At 57.9% G+C, this 16,187-nt stretch carries 16 protein-coding genes; 9 read left to right on the plus strand and 7 right to left on the minus strand.

Going from position 1 to position 16,187, the window contains the following annotated elements; translation table 11 throughout:
* Positions 1 to 174: 174 nt before the first annotated feature.
* On the plus strand, positions 175 to 966 hold the full coding sequence (gene ygiD, locus R0140_RS03345) for a 4,5-DOPA-extradiol-dioxygenase (RefSeq protein WP_008806520.1): 792 nt from the start codon (positions 175 to 177) through the stop codon (positions 964 to 966).
* Between the two features lie 40 nt (positions 967 to 1,006).
* Here ygiD and R0140_RS03350 read toward each other — a convergent pair whose 3' ends face one another.
* The 3 genes from R0140_RS03350 to tolC all read right to left on the minus strand — a co-directional run bounded on the left by R0140_RS03350 (position 1,007) and on the right by tolC (position 4,484).
* Positions 1,007 to 2,167, minus strand: coding sequence for a glutathionylspermidine synthase family protein (locus tag R0140_RS03350; RefSeq protein WP_008806519.1), 1,161 nt, complete (start codon positions 2,165 to 2,167; stop codon positions 1,007 to 1,009).
* Positions 2,168 to 2,172: 5 nt separating this feature from the next.
* On the minus strand, positions 2,173 to 2,844 hold the full coding sequence (locus tag R0140_RS03355; protein ID WP_008806518.1) for a DUF1190 family protein: 672 nt from the start codon (positions 2,842 to 2,844) through the stop codon (positions 2,173 to 2,175).
* A 167-nt stretch (positions 2,845 to 3,011) separates the two neighbouring features.
* Positions 3,012 to 4,484: an outer membrane channel protein TolC gene (gene tolC, locus R0140_RS03360; RefSeq protein ID WP_008806517.1), complete on the minus strand. Its 1,473-nt coding sequence runs from the start codon at positions 4,482 to 4,484 to the stop codon at positions 3,012 to 3,014.
* 196 nt (positions 4,485 to 4,680) lie between these two features.
* Between tolC and nudF the strand changes: the two genes are divergently transcribed.
* The 5 genes from nudF to parE are packed head-to-tail and all read left to right on the plus strand — an operon-like array spanning position 4,681 to position 9,085.
* A complete protein-coding gene (nudF, locus tag R0140_RS03365; RefSeq protein WP_008806516.1) occupies positions 4,681 to 5,313 on the plus strand; it encodes an ADP-ribose diphosphatase in 633 nt (210 codons plus the stop codon).
* Positions 5,310 to 5,732, plus strand: a complete 423-nt coding sequence (locus R0140_RS03370; protein ID WP_002916847.1) for a DUF1249 family protein — start codon at positions 5,310 to 5,312, stop codon at positions 5,730 to 5,732. Before nudF ends, R0140_RS03370 begins: the two co-directional genes overlap by 4 nt.
* Before the next feature lie 24 nt (positions 5,733 to 5,756).
* A complete protein-coding gene (gene cpdA / locus R0140_RS03375; RefSeq protein ID WP_008806515.1) occupies positions 5,757 to 6,584 on the plus strand; it encodes a 3',5'-cyclic-AMP phosphodiesterase in 828 nt (275 codons plus the stop codon).
* Positions 6,584 to 7,159 carry an esterase YqiA gene (gene yqiA / locus R0140_RS03380; RefSeq protein WP_008806514.1) on the plus strand — a complete coding sequence of 192 codons (576 nt, stop codon included), beginning with the start codon at positions 6,584 to 6,586 and terminating at the stop codon, positions 7,157 to 7,159. Before cpdA ends, yqiA begins: the two co-directional genes overlap by 1 nt.
* 30 nt (positions 7,160 to 7,189) lie before the next feature.
* Positions 7,190 to 9,085, plus strand: coding sequence for a DNA topoisomerase IV subunit B (gene parE, locus R0140_RS03385; protein WP_008806513.1), 1,896 nt, complete (start codon positions 7,190 to 7,192; stop codon positions 9,083 to 9,085).
* Between the two features lie 72 nt (positions 9,086 to 9,157).
* Here parE and R0140_RS03390 read toward each other — a convergent pair whose 3' ends face one another.
* From R0140_RS03390 to qseB, 4 genes are all read right to left on the minus strand, one after another.
* Positions 9,158 to 9,472 carry a putative quinol monooxygenase gene (locus R0140_RS03390; protein WP_008806512.1) on the minus strand — a complete coding sequence of 105 codons (315 nt, stop codon included), beginning with the start codon at positions 9,470 to 9,472 and terminating at the stop codon, positions 9,158 to 9,160.
* Between the two features lie 81 nt (positions 9,473 to 9,553).
* Positions 9,554 to 10,135, minus strand: coding sequence for an NAD(P)H-dependent oxidoreductase (locus R0140_RS03395; protein WP_008806511.1), 582 nt, complete (start codon positions 10,133 to 10,135; stop codon positions 9,554 to 9,556).
* A gap of 106 nt (positions 10,136 to 10,241) precedes the next feature.
* Complete coding sequence (gene qseC / locus R0140_RS03400; protein WP_032741001.1) at positions 10,242 to 11,591, minus strand: quorum sensing histidine kinase QseC; 1,350 nt, start codon at positions 11,589 to 11,591, stop codon at positions 10,242 to 10,244.
* Positions 11,588 to 12,247, minus strand: a complete 660-nt coding sequence (gene qseB / locus R0140_RS03405) for a quorum sensing response regulator transcription factor QseB (protein ID WP_317703940.1) — start codon at positions 12,245 to 12,247, stop codon at positions 11,588 to 11,590. Before qseB ends, qseC begins: the two co-directional genes overlap by 4 nt.
* Before the next feature lie 149 nt (positions 12,248 to 12,396).
* Between qseB and R0140_RS03410 the strand changes: the two genes are divergently transcribed.
* The 3 genes from R0140_RS03410 (at position 12,397) to parC (ending at position 16,131) form a co-directional block, all read left to right on the plus strand.
* The gene (locus R0140_RS03410; RefSeq protein ID WP_008806508.1) at positions 12,397 to 12,804 is read left to right on the plus strand and encodes a YgiW/YdeI family stress tolerance OB fold protein; all 408 of its coding nucleotides are present in this window, start codon (positions 12,397 to 12,399) and stop codon (positions 12,802 to 12,804) included.
* Between the two features lie 77 nt (positions 12,805 to 12,881).
* Positions 12,882 to 13,751, plus strand: a complete 870-nt coding sequence (locus R0140_RS03415; protein WP_032741000.1) for an AraC family transcriptional regulator — start codon at positions 12,882 to 12,884, stop codon at positions 13,749 to 13,751.
* A gap of 121 nt (positions 13,752 to 13,872) precedes the next feature.
* Positions 13,873 to 16,131, plus strand: a complete 2,259-nt coding sequence (parC, locus tag R0140_RS03420) for a DNA topoisomerase IV subunit A (RefSeq protein WP_317703941.1) — start codon at positions 13,873 to 13,875, stop codon at positions 16,129 to 16,131.
* Positions 16,132 to 16,187 lie beyond the last annotated feature (56 nt).

Here is a 16,187-nt window from a genome sequence, read left to right on the forward strand (position 1 = left end):
TGTGAAAATAAGTGCATATGAGTATATTGCCTGAGGATGCGCGTACGGGACACGTCCCTTTACCGCGACTTACATTCAAATTTTCTGACGATCATCATCATGGTTATCTGAGTTTATCCTGGCGCAAAAGCGCGTAATGTGAGCACATCACATTGACACCCTAAGGATATCATCATGTCCCCTACCCGAATGCCCGCGTTGTTTCTCGGCCATGGCAGCCCAATGAACGTGCTGGAAGACAACATTTATACTCGCGCCTGGGCTCACCTGGGCGAAACCCTGCCGCGTCCGAAGGCGATTGTGGTGGTCTCTGCGCACTGGTTCACGCGCGGTACGGGCGTGACGGCGATGGAAGCCCCGAAGACCATTCACGACTTCGGCGGTTTCCCACAGGCGCTGTATGACACCCATTATCCGGCGCCGGGCTCTCCGGCGCTGGCGCAACGACTGGTGGAGCTGCTCTCGCCTGTGCCGGTCACTCTCGACAAAGAGGCTTGGGGATTTGACCATGGCTCGTGGGGCGTGCTGATTAAAATGTATCCGCAGGCGGATATCCCGATGGTTCAGTTGAGCATCGACAGCACCAAACCGCCGGCCTGGCATCTCGAAATGGGGCGGAAACTGGCCTCGCTGCGTGATGAAGGCATTATGCTGGTGGCCAGCGGCAACGTGGTGCATAACTTGCGCACCGCCCGCTGGCACGGCGAGAACACGCCATACCCATGGGCAGAGTCCTTCAATAACTACGTGAAGGCGAATCTGCAATGGCAGGGGCCGGACGAGCAGCACCCGCTGGTTAACTACCTGGCACACGAAGGAGGCTCGCTCTCCAACCCAACGGCGGAGCATTTCCTGCCGCTGCTATATATCCTGGGGGCGTGGGATGGTGTTGAAGCGATTACGATCCCGGTCGATGGCATCGAGATGGGCTCGCTGAGTATGCTGTCGGTGGTGGTTGGCGCCTGATGATAGTGCGCTCCAGCGATATCGTCGCCGGAGCGCGACATTATTCGACGAAAATGTGCGGATAGAAGCGCGACAGATCCTGAGTGATCAGCGCCCGATCTTCGCGAATGCCGATCCCGGCGGGCTGATCGTTGATGAGCCAGCTGCCAATCAGCGTGTAGCTGTCACCAAACTTCGGCAGGGGGTAAAACTCCTGCACGATGGTTCCTTCTTCCCCGTACGGACCTTCCACCGACTCCACGACCTTGCCCTGCTCAACAATGGAGACGTTGGCCCCTTCACGAGAGAAGATCGGCTTAATGACGTACTTCTCCATCTCAGGGTGGGCATCTTCGCTGAAGTAGGCCGCCAGCAGATTCGGGTGATTGGGGAACATTTCCCACAGCATCGGCAGCAACGCTTTGTTGGAGATAATGCTTTTCCACGCGGGCTCCAGCCAGCGCACGCCGGCGTCTTCCAGCTTGGTGGAGAACATCTCCCGCAGCATAAACTCCCACGGATAGAGCTTGAACAGGTTACCAATCACCTGATCCTGCAGATCGGTAAACTGACCTTTTTCGCCCAGACCGATATCTTCGATATAGAGGAATTCCGTCGCCAGGCCTGCTTCTGCGGCGCAGTCCTGCAGATACTGCACAGTGCCGCGATCTTCAACGGTATCGCGGCAGCAGGCCATATGCAGCAGCTGGAAGCCAAACTGCTCGCGCAGCTCGCCGAAGCGATCGATGAGCTTTTCCTGCAAACTATTGAACTGGTCGCTGCCCGCCGGCAGCTTGCCGGCGTTGAGCTGGTCTTCCAGCCAGATCCACTGGAAGAAGGCCGCTTCATACAGCGAGGTCGGGGTGTCGGCATTGTTCTCCAGCAGCTTCGGCTCGCCGACGCCATCCCAGGCCAGGTCGAGACGCGAGTAGAGCGACGGCTGGTTGGTTTTCCACGACTGGCGCACAAAGCCCCAGGTGTGTTTAGGGATGCGGAATTTAGTCATCAGCTCATCGCTGGCGATCACTTTCTCCACCACCTGGAGGCACATTTGATGCAGCTCGGCGGTGACTTCCTCCAGTTTTTCCACCTGCGCGAGGGTCAGCTTGTAATAAGCCTCTTCGCTCCAGTAGGGCTCGCCGTACATGGTGTGGAAGTTGAAACCGTACTCGGTCGCTTTCTCACGCCAGTCCGGACGCTCGGTAATACTGACTCTTTCCATGTGAGTTAGCCGCCCATCGAGCGAGAAGAGGACGTTGAGCCTGCGGCGCTACGCTGCATAGTCGACTGCTTCGCCACCGACTCGCCAAAACCACCGCGGGTAACGGTGGTGGTGGTCGCTGGCTTCGGCGCCATCGCGGTTTTCGGCACGTTCATGGTGCGACCCGGCTGGGCGGCGCCATAGCTTTTGCCGCTCGCATCGGTGTATTGACCATAGGCCGGGCTGGCCGGGTTTTTCGAGCTGAACAGCGGCTGCTGTTGCGCCATGCCGCCGCCCATCAGGCGGCCCATCATATAGCCGGCCATCAGCGGCATCCAGAAGCTGCCGCTGCTTTGCGCCTGCGCCTGGTTTTCCGGGGCGACGCCCGCCTGGGCTGGCGTCTGCTGGCACTGGCCTTCGCCAAACTCGGCGACGCAGTCTTCCCGGGTGGCATATTTCGGCGCGGTACGTTCTGCCTCTTTTACCGCGTTGGTGTAAGCCGTGGTGCACTCGGCTGCTTTGCCCGGATTGGCGGCGGAGCAGTCATCGGCGTTCTGGTATAGCGACACCGTTTCATCGCTTTTTTCACAACCGGCAAGCATAAAGACCGCGGTGACGGCCAGCGCGACCGGCGTCAGATGGCGTGCGCTCCAGCTTTTGCGGAACGACGAATGATTAATTTTTTTTGTCCGTTTCATATTTGTCTTCCAGGACCCAGTGGTATGGCGTGTGTTAACGCTCAGGATAGAGGATGAGTGGTGGAAAATGAAGCGAAGAGGGGCGCTAAGCGGGGGATCTTTACGTTGCCTTACGTTTAACGCATCGCCTGTCCGACGGACAGGCGATGCGCGTCACAGTATGGGAATTACTGACGGAACGGATTGCTGCCGCTGCTCTGGGTGGTCCGTGCGGACGCCGGTTTCACCGCTGCGGTAGTATTGCCGTAGCCATCGGCAGTGGCATCCTGCTGTGGATTTTCCGGCGCGACGCTGTCTGCGGAGGTGGGGATCGGTTTGCCCAGCGTGTTGTTCAGGGCGACCAGATCCTGCTCGTTCAGGGTACCTAACGCCGACTTAATGTTCAGCTCGTTGATCAGGTAGTTATAGCGCGCATTGGAGAGCTGCTGCTTGGCGTTATACAGCGTGGTGGTGGCGTCGAGGACGTCAACGATGGTACGCGTACCCACCGAGTAGCCTGCTTCCATCGCATCCAGGGAGCTTTGCGCAGAGACCACCGCCTGTTTGTAGGCATTGATGCTGCTGATGGAGGCGTTCACGTTGTTAAACGACGAACGTACAGTCTGCACGACGCTACGGTGGGCGCTTTCCAGCTGCTCGCTGGCGCCAACGAAGTTGTATTGCGCCTGTTTGACCTGCGAGGTCACCGCGCCACCCTGATACAGTGGCAGAGAGAAGTTCAGGCCGATTTGGTTCTGCCCGGCATCGTTATCCTGGTATTGCTGAGGATTATTATGGGTTTTTGAACCACTGTAGCTAGTATTCGATACCCCACTCGACGCGGATAGGCTGAGCGTCGGCAAATGCCCGTCCTGCGCCTGGCGAATCTGCTCGCGAGCCAGGTCCTGGTTCAGACGCGCCTGCAGCAGCGACAGGTTGCGGTTCTCCGCTTCCTTCAGCAGGGCGTTGACCGCCTGCGGCTTGTTGGTTTTGAAGCCATTCACATTCAGCGAGGCCAGCTCCGGATAGTAGTTACCGGTGACCTGGCGCAGTTCTTCGACGGCGTTGTCGAGATCGTTACGCGCGGTGACTTCGTTCGCCAGCACGGCGTCGTATTGTGAACGGGCGTTCTGTACGTCAGTGATCGCCACCAGGCCTACGTTAAAGCGCTGCGTGGTTTGATCCAACTGGCGGTAAATGGCCTGTTTCTGCGCTTCGGTATAGGAGAGCGTGTCGATGGCGGCCAGCACTTTAAAATAGGCCGTCGCGGTATTCAGAATCAGCGTTTGCTGATCGGTCTGATACGTGACATCCTGAATGCCTGCCGTTTTTTCCTGCAGCGTCAGGGCGCGCCATTTCGACATATCAAACAGAACCTGCGTTAACTGCAGCGAGCCGCTGGTGACGTTTGAATTGATGCCGTTGCTGTCGCGATAGCCATTGTTATAGGTATAATCCGCTCCCAGCCCAAGCTGAGGCAGTAATGGACTGCGCGCTTCATTGATCTTTTCGAACGCGGCGTCACGATCGGCTGCCGATTTACGCAGATCGGGGTTGCTGATGCGCGCCTGCTGGTAAACCTGAAGCAGGTTTTCCGCCTGGCTCATGGCGCTGAACCCGGTCAGGCTCAGGCCGATAAGAATGGGGAGCAATTTCTTCATTTGCATTCCTTGTTGTGAAGCATTTAGCGCTGGTCTAATTCTAAGAAAAATTCCGCTGATTGTATCGATTCTGCCGCCGTAAAAAGTTGGCGTTACGTGCCATCCGGCGGTAATTTGCACCAATCTAACATACGGACCGTAAAACGGTAGCCAAACGGTCTGGAAATCCCTAATTTCGGATTAGCAGGACATGACAATGAGCAAACCCATTCAGCAGGGAATTACCTTCTTCAAAAATGATGTAGAAATTATTGCACGCGAAACGCTGTATCGTGGTTTTTTTTCGCTCGATTTATACCGTTTTCGCCACCGCCTGTTTAACGGCGGCATGAGCGGCGAAGTCACCCGTGAAATTTTTGAGCGCGGGCATGCCGCCGTCTTGCTACCCTTTGACCCGGTGCGGGACGAAGTGGTGCTCGTCGAACAAATCCGTATTGCCGCCTATGATACCAGCGAGAGCCCGTGGCTGCTCGAAATGGTCGCCGGCATGATCGAAGCGGGGGAAACGGTGGAAGACGTTGCCCGTCGGGAAGCGCTGGAGGAGGCCGGACTTGAAGTTGGGCGGACGAAACCAATATTAAGCTATCTGGCCAGTCCTGGCGGCACCAGCGAACGGTTATCGATCCTGGTGGGAGAAGTTGATGCATCCACGGCAAAAGGCATTCACGGCCTGGCCGAGGAAAACGAGGATATTCGGGTGCATGTGGTGAGCCGGGAACAGGCTTACCAGTGGGTAGAAGAGGGGAAAATCGATAACGCAGCCTCTGTCATCGCCTTGCAATGGCTGCAATTGCATTATCACAATTTACGAAACGAGTGGACAAAATGAAGCGTTATACACCTGACTTCCCTGAGATGATGCGCCTGTGCGAGACCAACTTCGCGCAGTTGCGCCGCCTGTTGCCGCGAACGGATGCAGCGGGTGAGAAGGTAAGTTATCAGGTGGGAAGCGCGCAGTATCGGTTAACGATAGTTGAATCGACCCGCTACACTACTCTGGTGGCGATAGAACAGACTCTGCCTGCGGTAAGCTACTGGAGCCTGCCGTCGATGACCGTTCGCCTCTACCATGACGCCATGGTGGCCGAAGTGTGTTCGAGTCAGCAGATCTTTCGCTTCAAAGCGCGGTATGATTATCCTAATAAAAAGTTGCATCAACGCGACGAAAAGCATCAAATTAACCAGTTTCTGGCCGACTGGCTGCGTTACTGTTTAGCACATGGAGCGATGGCGATTCCGGTTTGTTAGCGTCGTTAAACCTAAGGACACCATTTGGAAAGCCTGTTAAACCTACCTCTGGCTGGTGAGGCCAGAGTCAGGATCTTACAAATTACTGATACTCACCTGTTTGCTGAAAAACATGAAACGTTGTTAGGCATTAATACCTGGGAAAGTTATCAGGCCGTACTGTCGGCTATTCATGCCTCACAGCGTCCATGCGATCTGATTGTCGCAACAGGCGATCTGGCGCAGGACCACTCCTCCGCGGCCTATCAGCATTTTGCTGAGGGTATCGCGAGTTTTGCTGCACCCTGCGTCTGGCTACCGGGTAACCATGATTTCCAGCCGGCGATGTACAGTACGCTGCAGGCGTCAGGCATTTCACCCGCCAAGCGCGTGTTTCTCGGCGACCACTGGCAGATCCTGCTGCTGGACAGCCAGGTGTTTGGCGTTCCCCATGGCGAGCTGAGCGACTTCCAGCTGGAGTGGCTCGAACACAAGCTGGCAGAAGCGCCGGAGCGTTATACCTTACTCCTGCTGCACCACCATCCGCTGCCTGCTGGCTGTAGCTGGCTGGACCAACACAGCCTGCGCAACGCTGGCGCGCTGGACCGCGCGCTGAGCGCCTGGCCGCGGGTGAGACATCTGCTGTGCGGCCATATTCATCAGGAACTGGATCTGGACTGGAATGGCCGGCGTATGATGGCGACGCCGTCGACCTGCGTCCAGTTCAAACCACACTGCGCCAATTTCACTCTGGATACCGTCTCACCCGGCTGGCGCTGGCTGGAGCTGCATCCTGACGGGACGCTGACCACCGAAGTGTGCCGCCTGGAAGGCGCCGAGTTCCACCCGGATATTGCTTCAGAAGGCTACTGATGGCGACGCTTCTTTATCTGCACGGCTTTAACAGTTCCCCGCGCTCGGCGAAGGCGATGGCGTTAAAGACCTGGCTGTCGCAGCAGCACCCCGACATCACCATGGTGGTACCGGAGCTGCCGCCTTATCCGGCTGAAACGGCAGAGCTGCTGGAATCCATTGTGCTGGAGCATGGCGGCGAGCCACTCGGGGTTGTGGGGTCGTCGCTGGGCGGCTACTACGCGACCTGGCTGTCGCAGTGCTTTATGGTGCCGGCGGTGGTCGTCAACCCGGCGGTGCGCCCGTTTGAACTGCTGAACAATTTTCTCGGCCACAATGAGAATCCATACACCGGGCAGCAATATGTGCTAGAGTCTCGCCATATTTACGATCTCAAGGTCATGCAAATCGACCCGCTTGAAGCGCCGGATTTACTCTGGCTGCTGCAGCAGACCGGGGATGAAGTGCTTGATTACCGCCAGGCCGTTCATTACTACGCCTCCTGCCGGCAAACGGTGGAGGAGGGCGGTAATCACGCATTTGTCGGCTTTGACGATCATTTCACTCAGATTATCGAATTTCTCGGCCTGTGCTAAACGGCCCTGAACGACCTACGAATACACACCATGACGCAATCTTCATATAACGCTGATGCCATTGAGGTACTCACCGGGCTAGAGCCGGTGCGCCGCCGTCCGGGCATGTATACCGACACCACCCGTCCTAACCATCTTGGTCAGGAAGTTATTGATAACAGTGTCGATGAAGCGCTGGCAGGCCACGCCAAACGCGTGGAAGTTATCCTTCATGCCGACCAGTCCCTGGAAGTCATTGACGACGGGCGCGGCATGCCGGTCGACATTCACCCGGAAGAAGGGGTGCCGGCGGTTGAGCTGATCCTCTGCCGACTGCACGCGGGCGGTAAGTTTTCCAACAAAAACTACCAGTTTTCCGGCGGCCTGCACGGGGTGGGGATCTCGGTGGTCAACGCCCTGTCAAAACGCGTAGAGGTAACGGTTCGTCGCGACGGTCAGGTCTACAGCATCGCCTTTGAAAACGGTGAAAAAGTAGAAGATCTGCACGTCACTGGTACCTGTGGCAAACGCAATACCGGGACCAGCGTCCATTTCTGGCCGGACGAAAGCTTCTTCGACAGCCCGCGTTTCTCCGTTTCGCGTTTGACCCATCTGTTAAAAGCGAAAGCGGTGCTGTGTCCCGGCGTGGAAATCGTGTTTCGCGATCAGGTCAACGACAGCGAGCAGCGCTGGTGCTATGCCGATGGCCTTAACGACTACCTGTGCGAAGCCGTAAACGGCCTGCCGCTGCTGCCGGAAAAACCGTTCGTCGGCACCTTCTCCGGCGAGACGGAAGCCGTGGACTGGGCGCTGCTGTGGCTGCCGGAAGGCGGCGAATTGCTGACCGAAAGCTACGTCAACCTGATCCCGACCATGCAGGGCGGGACGCACGTTAACGGTCTGCGTCAGGGACTGCTGGATGCGATGCGCGAGTTCTGCGAATACCGTAATATCCTGCCGCGCGGCGTGAAGCTGTCAGCGGAAGATATCTGGGATCGCTGCGCCTACGTGCTGTCGGTGAAAATGCAGGATCCGCAGTTCGCCGGGCAAACCAAAGAGCGTCTGTCGTCGCGCCAGTGCGCGGCATTCGTCTCCGGCGTGGTGAAAGATGCCTTCAGTCTGTGGCTGAACCAGAACGTACAGGCTGCCGAACTGCTGGCGGAGATGGCTATCTCCAGCGCCCAGCGTCGTCTGCGCGCCGCCAAGAAAGTGGTGCGTAAAAAGCTGACCAGCGGTCCGGCATTGCCGGGTAAGCTGGCAGACTGCACCGCCCAGGACCTGAACCGCACCGAGCTGTTCCTCGTCGAAGGGGACTCGGCGGGCGGTTCAGCCAAGCAGGCGCGCGATCGCGAATATCAGGCGATCATGCCGCTGAAAGGCAAGATCCTGAATACCTGGGAAGTCTCGTCCGATGAAGTGTTAGCTTCGCAAGAAGTGCACGACATTTCGGTGGCGATTGGTATTGACCCGGATAGTGATGATTTAAGCCAGCTGCGCTACGGCAAAATTTGTATTCTGGCGGATGCCGATTCCGATGGCCTGCACATTGCCACCCTGCTGTGCGCGCTGTTTGTGAGACATTTCCGTACCCTGGTGAAAGAGGGGCACGTCTACGTCGCGCTGCCGCCGCTGTACCGTATCGATCTCGGTAAAGAGGTCTACTACGCGCTGACGGAAGAAGAAAAAACCGGCGTGCTGGAGCAGCTGAAGCGTAAGAAGGGCAAGCCAAACGTCCAGCGCTTTAAAGGTCTGGGTGAGATGAACCCAATGCAGCTGCGGGAAACCACGCTTGATCCGAATACCCGCCGGCTGGTGCAACTGGTGATCAGCGATGAGGATGAGCAGCAGACCACGGCGATGATGGACATGCTGCTGGCCAAGAAGCGTTCCGAAGACCGTCGCAACTGGCTGCAGGAGAAGGGCGATATGGCGGATCTGGAAGTGTAAGTCTGTACGCTGCGCCTGACGTAAAAGGGAGCCTCAGGCTCCCTTTTTCATTTCACGACTGCGTCGGCGGGCTTAGACGCCAGGCTGCAGGATACGGATGGTGGTCTCCAGCACATCGCCTTTGACCGCTTCCGACCAGGCTTTCATGTGCGGCGTTTGCAGGTGCGCTTCAAGATGCGCGACGCTTTCCCACTGCTCCACCATGACGATAGAGTCGGGGGCCGTGGTCTGGAAGCTGACGCCGGCGGCATGATCTACCATGGGCGCGTAGCCGTGGCAGCCGGCCTCCTGCAAAACGGTCGGAATGATTTTCGCGAACTGATCGAGAACCGCCTGACGGTGGTGCTGGCCCGGGCGGGTACGGATTTCTGCAATCACTGTTAACATGGTTAACTCAACTCCTTCTGTGTGTATCTCGTCATACTCCAGGTTCGAATAACTCGAAATATGTAGAGCGTAGACCTGTAGTTAACCAAAAATTTCCGCCAGATGCTTGCGATATTCTGCGATATACCGTGGGACATCAGGCATTTTAATCACGTCGTTGGCGATAAAGGTCGGCAGCGCTTCCATTCCCAGGAACTGGTTAGCCTTATGGAACGGCAGGTAAACGCCGTCAACGCCGACGCCGTGGAAGAACTGGTCTTCGTCGGTGAAGGCTTCCATCGGCGCGTTCCAGGTCAGGGAGAGCATATATTTTTTCCCCTGCACCAGGCCGCCGGAGCCATATTTTTTGCTGGCGTCGGAGCGGGTACGACCGTCGCTGGCGTACAGCGAGCCGTGGCCTTCGGTAAAGACATCATCCATATATTTCTTCACCGTCCACGGGGCGCCCATCCACCAGCCCGGCATCTGCCAGATCACCACATCGGCCCAGAGGAAATTCTGCACTTCTGCTTTTACGTCGTACTCGCTTTCGGCGCGAACGCTTTTAACATCGTGCCCGGCGTCGCGCAGATAACTCTCCGCGACCTCGGTCAGGGTGTCGTTCAGCTGGCCATTCGAGTGCGCGAACTTTTTTGCGCCATTGATAATCAGGATGTTGCTCATCATTTGTCCTCAATCTTGAAAATTTGCCGATGATCTTACCCCGCGAAGCGGGGCAGTAAAATGAGCAAAATGTGCAAAGTCTTTTGCCAAATGAGCAATAATCTCGCTACCAGTACACGCGGGCTTCGAAGCCGCCGTCGCGCGCGTTGGCGAAATCAACCTGCATGCCGTGCAGCGAGGCGATGCGCCGGACGATAGACAGGCCCAGGCCGCTGCCCGGCGCGTCCTGCCCCGGCGGGCGATAAAAACGCTCGCCGATGCGCGCCAGCGCCTGCGGGCTAATGCCTGGGCCGTTATCACGCACCCGAAACTCGCGGCCGTTGAGGGTGATATCAACCTGGCTGCCGCGCGGGCTATAGCGTACGGCATTATCCAGCAGGTTGCGCACCAGCAGGCTGAGCAGCAGCGGCTGGCCGGTGTGAACGATATGACTGGCATTCAGGTGTAGGCGTAGTTCAATGGCGGACTGCTGCGCATGGTGATACATCTCCATGACCGCCGACTGCAGCAGGTCGTCGATGGCGACCGGCTGCACGTCGTCCAGTTGGGCGAGTGAGTCCAGCCGCGACAGCGTCAGCAGTTGATCGACCAGCCGGGTGGCGCGATCGATCCCCTGGTGGAGCTGGGCCAGCGCTTTCTCACGTCCTTCTGCATCGTCCATAGAGAGCTGGGCGACGTCGGTCTGTACCTTCAGCGCCGCCAGCGGGCTGCGCAGCTCATGGGCGGCATCAGAGGTAAACCGACGTTCGCGCAGCATGGCGTCATGGGTGCGCTGGAACAGCTGATTCAGAGCCTCGACCAGCGGGCGGACTTCGGAGGGGATCTTCTCCACGCTGAGCGATTCCGCTGAGTCCGGCGCGCGCAGGCGCAGCGTGCGCGCCAGCTTTTTCAACGGCGCCAGTTCGCGGCTTAACAGCACGATAAGCAGCACGAACATCAGCGGCAGGGCGATCATCCACGGGGTGAGCTGCGAGGTCACGATATCCATCGCCATTTCGCGCCGATAATCCCACTCCTGACCGACGACGATGCGATGACGACCATCGGCAGTGGTTAACCACAGGAAGCGCCACTCGTCATCATCGCCGCGCAGATAGCCATCACTGAACCCCTCGCGCTGCGAGTTCCACTGGATATCCTCCCCGTTCTCGCCGTCGTTGAGCACCATGGTGCCGTCGCGGGTGAAGATGGCGAACGCCAGCGCGTCGTCGTCGATGTGTCCATGCCGCACCTTTTTCTTTTCACCGAGCGATTCGGGCGGGGCGCGGAGTTCATCGAAATGCATGGCGCTCAGGCGGCGGGCGAACAGCAACTGCTGGGTATCGAACAGCTTATCCAGCTTTTTGCTGGTTTGCTGCCAGGCGATCACGCTGGCGACGCCCCAGGCGGCCGCGGTCAGCACAGCAAACAGCAGCGTCAGACGGACGCGCAGGCTCAGGCGGGCAAGTCGTTTCATGCGTCACCCAGGGTATAGCCTATGCCGTGGACAGTGCGGATAAATCCGCTACCGAGTTTGCGGCGCAGATGATGGACGTGAACTTCCACGGCGTTGCTGGAGACCTCGTCGTCCCAGGTGTAGAGCTTTTCTTCGATAAGCTTGCGCGGCAGTACGCGACCAGCGTTACGCAGCAGCAGTTCCAGCAGGGCGAACTCTTTCGGCTTTAGCACCAGGCTCTCGCCGTCGAGGCTGGCGGTTAAGCGGTTCGGGTCGAGGCTCACCTTGCCGTGGCGCAGCTCGCTGCTGCTCTGGCCGTGCGCGCGACGGATCAACGCTTCGAGGCGCGCCGCCACTTCAATCAGGGCGAAAGGCTTGCACAGATAGTCATCGGCGCCGAGCCGTAGCCCCTCCACTCGCTGGCTGAGCGCATCGCGGGCGGTAAGGATCAGCACTGGCTCATGGAGGCCCTTGTCCCGCCATTCGCGCAGAATATCGAGGCCATCGATGCCGGGGAGGGTGAGATCCAGGATTGCGGCGTCGTAGGGGGCGCTATATAAGGCATTTTTGCCCTCCAGCCCGGCGGTAAACCAGTCAATGCTGAAGCCCATTTTGCTCAGCCCGGCTTTGATGCCGTCGCCGATCAGCTTGTCATCTTCCACCAGTAATATGCGCATGTTTCCCTCCGACGATCCTGTTTCTTTGCGCAGTAAACCGCGTTGAAGCGGGTGATGTACAGCATTAAAATTTCTTTTTTCCGCTTAAGAAGTCGTTAAGTTTTGTCGGGCGTAATAGGAGCCATATCAACACGAAGGGAGAACACATCATGAAGAAAATTGCTGCGATGACCGCGATCGTTGCCCTGGTTTCCATGCCGGTGCTGGCTGCCGAACAGGGCGGGTTTACCGGTCCTTCTTCGACCACGCAGGTCAGTTCCACCGCGCAGGCTGGCGGATTCACCGGCCCGAGCGGCGCGGTGACCACCGTCGCCAATGCCAAATCGCTGCGGGACGATACCTGGGTGACCCTGCGCGGCAAGATAACCGAGCGCATTTCTGACGATCTGTATAAATTCCAGGATGCTTCCGGGGTGATCAATGTCGATATCGACCACAAGCGCTGGAACGGCGTGACCGTCGGCCCGCAGGACACAGTAGAAATTCAGGGGGAAGTCGATAAGGACTGGAACTCAGTAGAAATCGACGTTAAACAGATCCGTAAAATCGCGCCATAAGGCTTCGTCAGATAAGCGCAAGATCGGTCAGGCATCGCGATCCTCGCTCTGTCAGAGTATGTCGCGAGGAGGAGACGATGAACGATATTAAGGCCAGCCCGGCGTATGTCGGGCGCTTCCAGCGTGTCTGTAGGTACATTGCGCGCCATCTTGATGAGCCGCTGTCGCTGGAGACGCTGAGCGCGATAGCGCACAGTTCGCCTTACCATTTTCACCGGCAATTTAGCGCTTATACCGGCATTCCATTGTACCGGTATATTCAGTGGTTGCGTCTGCGACGCGCCTGTTGGCGCCTGGCGTTCAACCCCCGCGATAAAGTCATCGATATTGCCCTTGATGCCGGATTTCAGAATGCGGAGTCGTTCAGTCGTGCCTTCCGTACCGCGTTTGACCAAAGCCCGACCCAATTCCGTCAGCAACCGGACTGGGCCGAGTGGCATCGACGCGTACCGAAACATACGCTACAGGAGCAAACGTCGATGGACGTCAACATCATTTCCTTCCCCACCACCCGGATAGCCGTACTGCAACATCGCGGCAGCCCGGACCTTGTCAACGCCACCGCCGCGCGTTTTATCGCCTGGCGTAAGACGAGCGGATTATCGCCCGTCGCCACCAGCGATACCTGGGGTATCGCCTGGGACGATCCGCAGACCACCCCGCAGGAGGCATTTCGTTTTGATATCTGCGGTACGGTCGCTGGGCCGGTCGGTGAAAACGCCTTTGGCGTGATTAACGGCGAAATCCCCGGCGGACGCTGCGCCGTCGTGCGCCATCACGGCTCGCTGGACACGCTGGCGAACAGCGTTTGGTTTCTCTATCGCGACTGGTTACCCGCGTCAGGCGAGACGTTACGGGATTTTCCGGTGTACTTCCGTTACCTCAATTTTGTCCATGAGGTGGCTGAGCATGAACTGCAAACCGATATTTATCTGCCGCTGGCCTGATTAAGCGTGACGGAATCCTCAGCCGATCTCACGGCCTGTGACTCAGGGCGTGAGATCGGGTATTATCGCGCGTAGTTTTGCCGTCCGAACGGTCGGTACCCAGATTGAGGATCCACGATTAATGAGCGATATGGCAGAGCGCCTTGCGCTGCATGAATTTACGGAAAATGCTTACCTGAACTACTCCATGTACGTGATCATGGACAGGGCATTACCGTTTATTGGCGATGGCTTAAAACCGGTCCAGCGTCGCATCGTCTACGCGATGTCCGAGCTGGGGCTGAACGCCAGCGCGAAATTCAAAAAGTCCGCCCGCACCGTCGGCGACGTGTTGGGTAAATATCACCCGCACGGCGACAGCGCCTGCTATGAAGCGATGGTGCTGATGGCGCAGCCGTTCTCTTACCGTTACCCGCTGGTAGACGGGCAGGGAAACTGGGGTGCGCCGGACGATCCGAAATCCTTCGCCGCCATGCGTTACACCGAGTCCCGCCTGTCGAAGTATGCTGAACTGCTGCTCAGCGAACTGGGACAGGGAACGGTCGACTGGGTACCAAACTTTGACGGGACGCTGCAGGAGCCGAAAATGCTGCCTGCGCGTCTACCGAACATCCTGCTTAATGGCACCACCGGCATCGCGGTGGGTATGGCCACTGATATTCCGCCGCACAACCTGCGTGAAGTGGCCAAAGCGGCGATTACGCTGATTGAGCAGCCGAAAACGACTCTCGACGAACTGCTGGATATCGTGCAGGGACCGGATTTCCCGACCGAGGCGGAGATCATCACCTCGCGGGCGGAAATTCGCAAAATCTACCAGAACGGACGCGGCTCAGTGCGCATGCGCGCGGTGTGGAGCAAAGAGGACGGCGCGGTGGTGATTAGCGCGCTGCCGCACCAGGTTTCCGGCGCCAAAGTGCTGGAGCAGATTGCGGCGCAGATGCGCAATAAAAAGCTGCCGATGGTTGACGATCTGCGCGACGAATCGGACCACGAAAACCCGACCCGTCTGGTGATCGTCCCGCGCTCCAACCGGGTGGATATGGAACAGGTGATGAACCACCTGTTTGCCACTACCGATCTGGAAAAAAGCTACCGCATCAACCTCAATATGATCGGCCTCGACGGACGCCCGGCGGTGAAAAACCTGCTGGAGATCCTCAGCGAGTGGCTGGTGTTCCGTCGCGATACCGTGCGTCGCCGTCTGAACCATCGGTTAGAGAAAGTGCTTAAGCGCCTGCATATCCTTGAAGGTTTGCTGGTGGCGTTTCTCAATATCGATGAAGTGATCGAGATCATCCGCACCGAAGATGAACCGAAGCCAGCCCTGATGTCGCGCTTTGGCATCAGCGAAACCCAGGCGGAAGCGATTCTGGAATTAAAACTGCGCCACCTCGCCAAACTGGAAGAGATGAAGATCCGCGGCGAGCAGGACGAGCTGGAAAAAGAGCGCGACCAGCTGCAGGCGATTCTGGCTTCTGAGCGTAAAATGAACAACCTGCTGAAAAAAGAGCTGCAGGCTGATGCCGATGCTTTCGGTGACGAACGCCGCTCGCCGCTTCACGAACGTGAAGAAGCGAAAGCGATGAGCGAGCATGATATGCAGCCGTCTGAGCCAGTGACTATCGTTCTGTCGCAGATGGGCTGGGTGCGGAACGCCAAAGGGCACGACATCGACGCTCAGGGCTTGAGCTATAAAGCGGGCGACAGCTGGAAGGCCTCGGCGAAAGGCAAGAGCAACCAGCCGGTGGTGTTTATCGATACCACCGGGCGCAGCTATGCCATCGATCCGATTACCCTGCCTTCCGCGCGTGGCCAGGGCGAGCCGCTTACCGGTAAGCTGACTCTGCCGCCGGGGGCGACCGTGGAACATATGCTGATGGAAAGCGACGATCGTAAGCTGCTGATGGCTTCCGACGCGGGCTACGGTTTTGTCTGCACCTTCAACGATCTGGTGGCGCGCAACCGTGCCGGTAAAGCGCTGATCACCCTGCCTGACAACGCGCACGTGATGCCGCCGCTGGTGATTGAGGACGAGTCCGATATGCTGCTGGCCATCACGGCAGCCGGACGGATGCTGATGTTCCCGGTGAGCGATCTACCGCAGCTGTCGAAAGGCAAGGGCAACAAAATTATCAGCATTCCTGCGGCGGAAGCCGCCGCCGGGCAGGATGGCCTGGCGCATCTGTTTATCCTGCCACCGCAGAGCACGCTCACCATCCATGTTGGCAAACGGAAAATCAAACTGCGTCCGGAAGAGCTGCAAAAAGTCACCGGCGAGCGTGGTCGCCGCGGTTCGCTGATGCGCGGGCTGCAGAAGATCGACCGTGTTGAAATCGACTCGCCGCGCCGCGCCGCGGCAGGCGATAGTGAAGAGTAAACGCCACTCCTCCCGTCTTTGACGGGAGGAGGCGAAAAAATGCCGCAAAATCGTTG

This window comes from Klebsiella sp. w6 (genome assembly GCF_033100215.1).
GTDB lineage: Bacteria > Pseudomonadota > Gammaproteobacteria > Enterobacterales > Enterobacteriaceae > Klebsiella > Klebsiella variicola.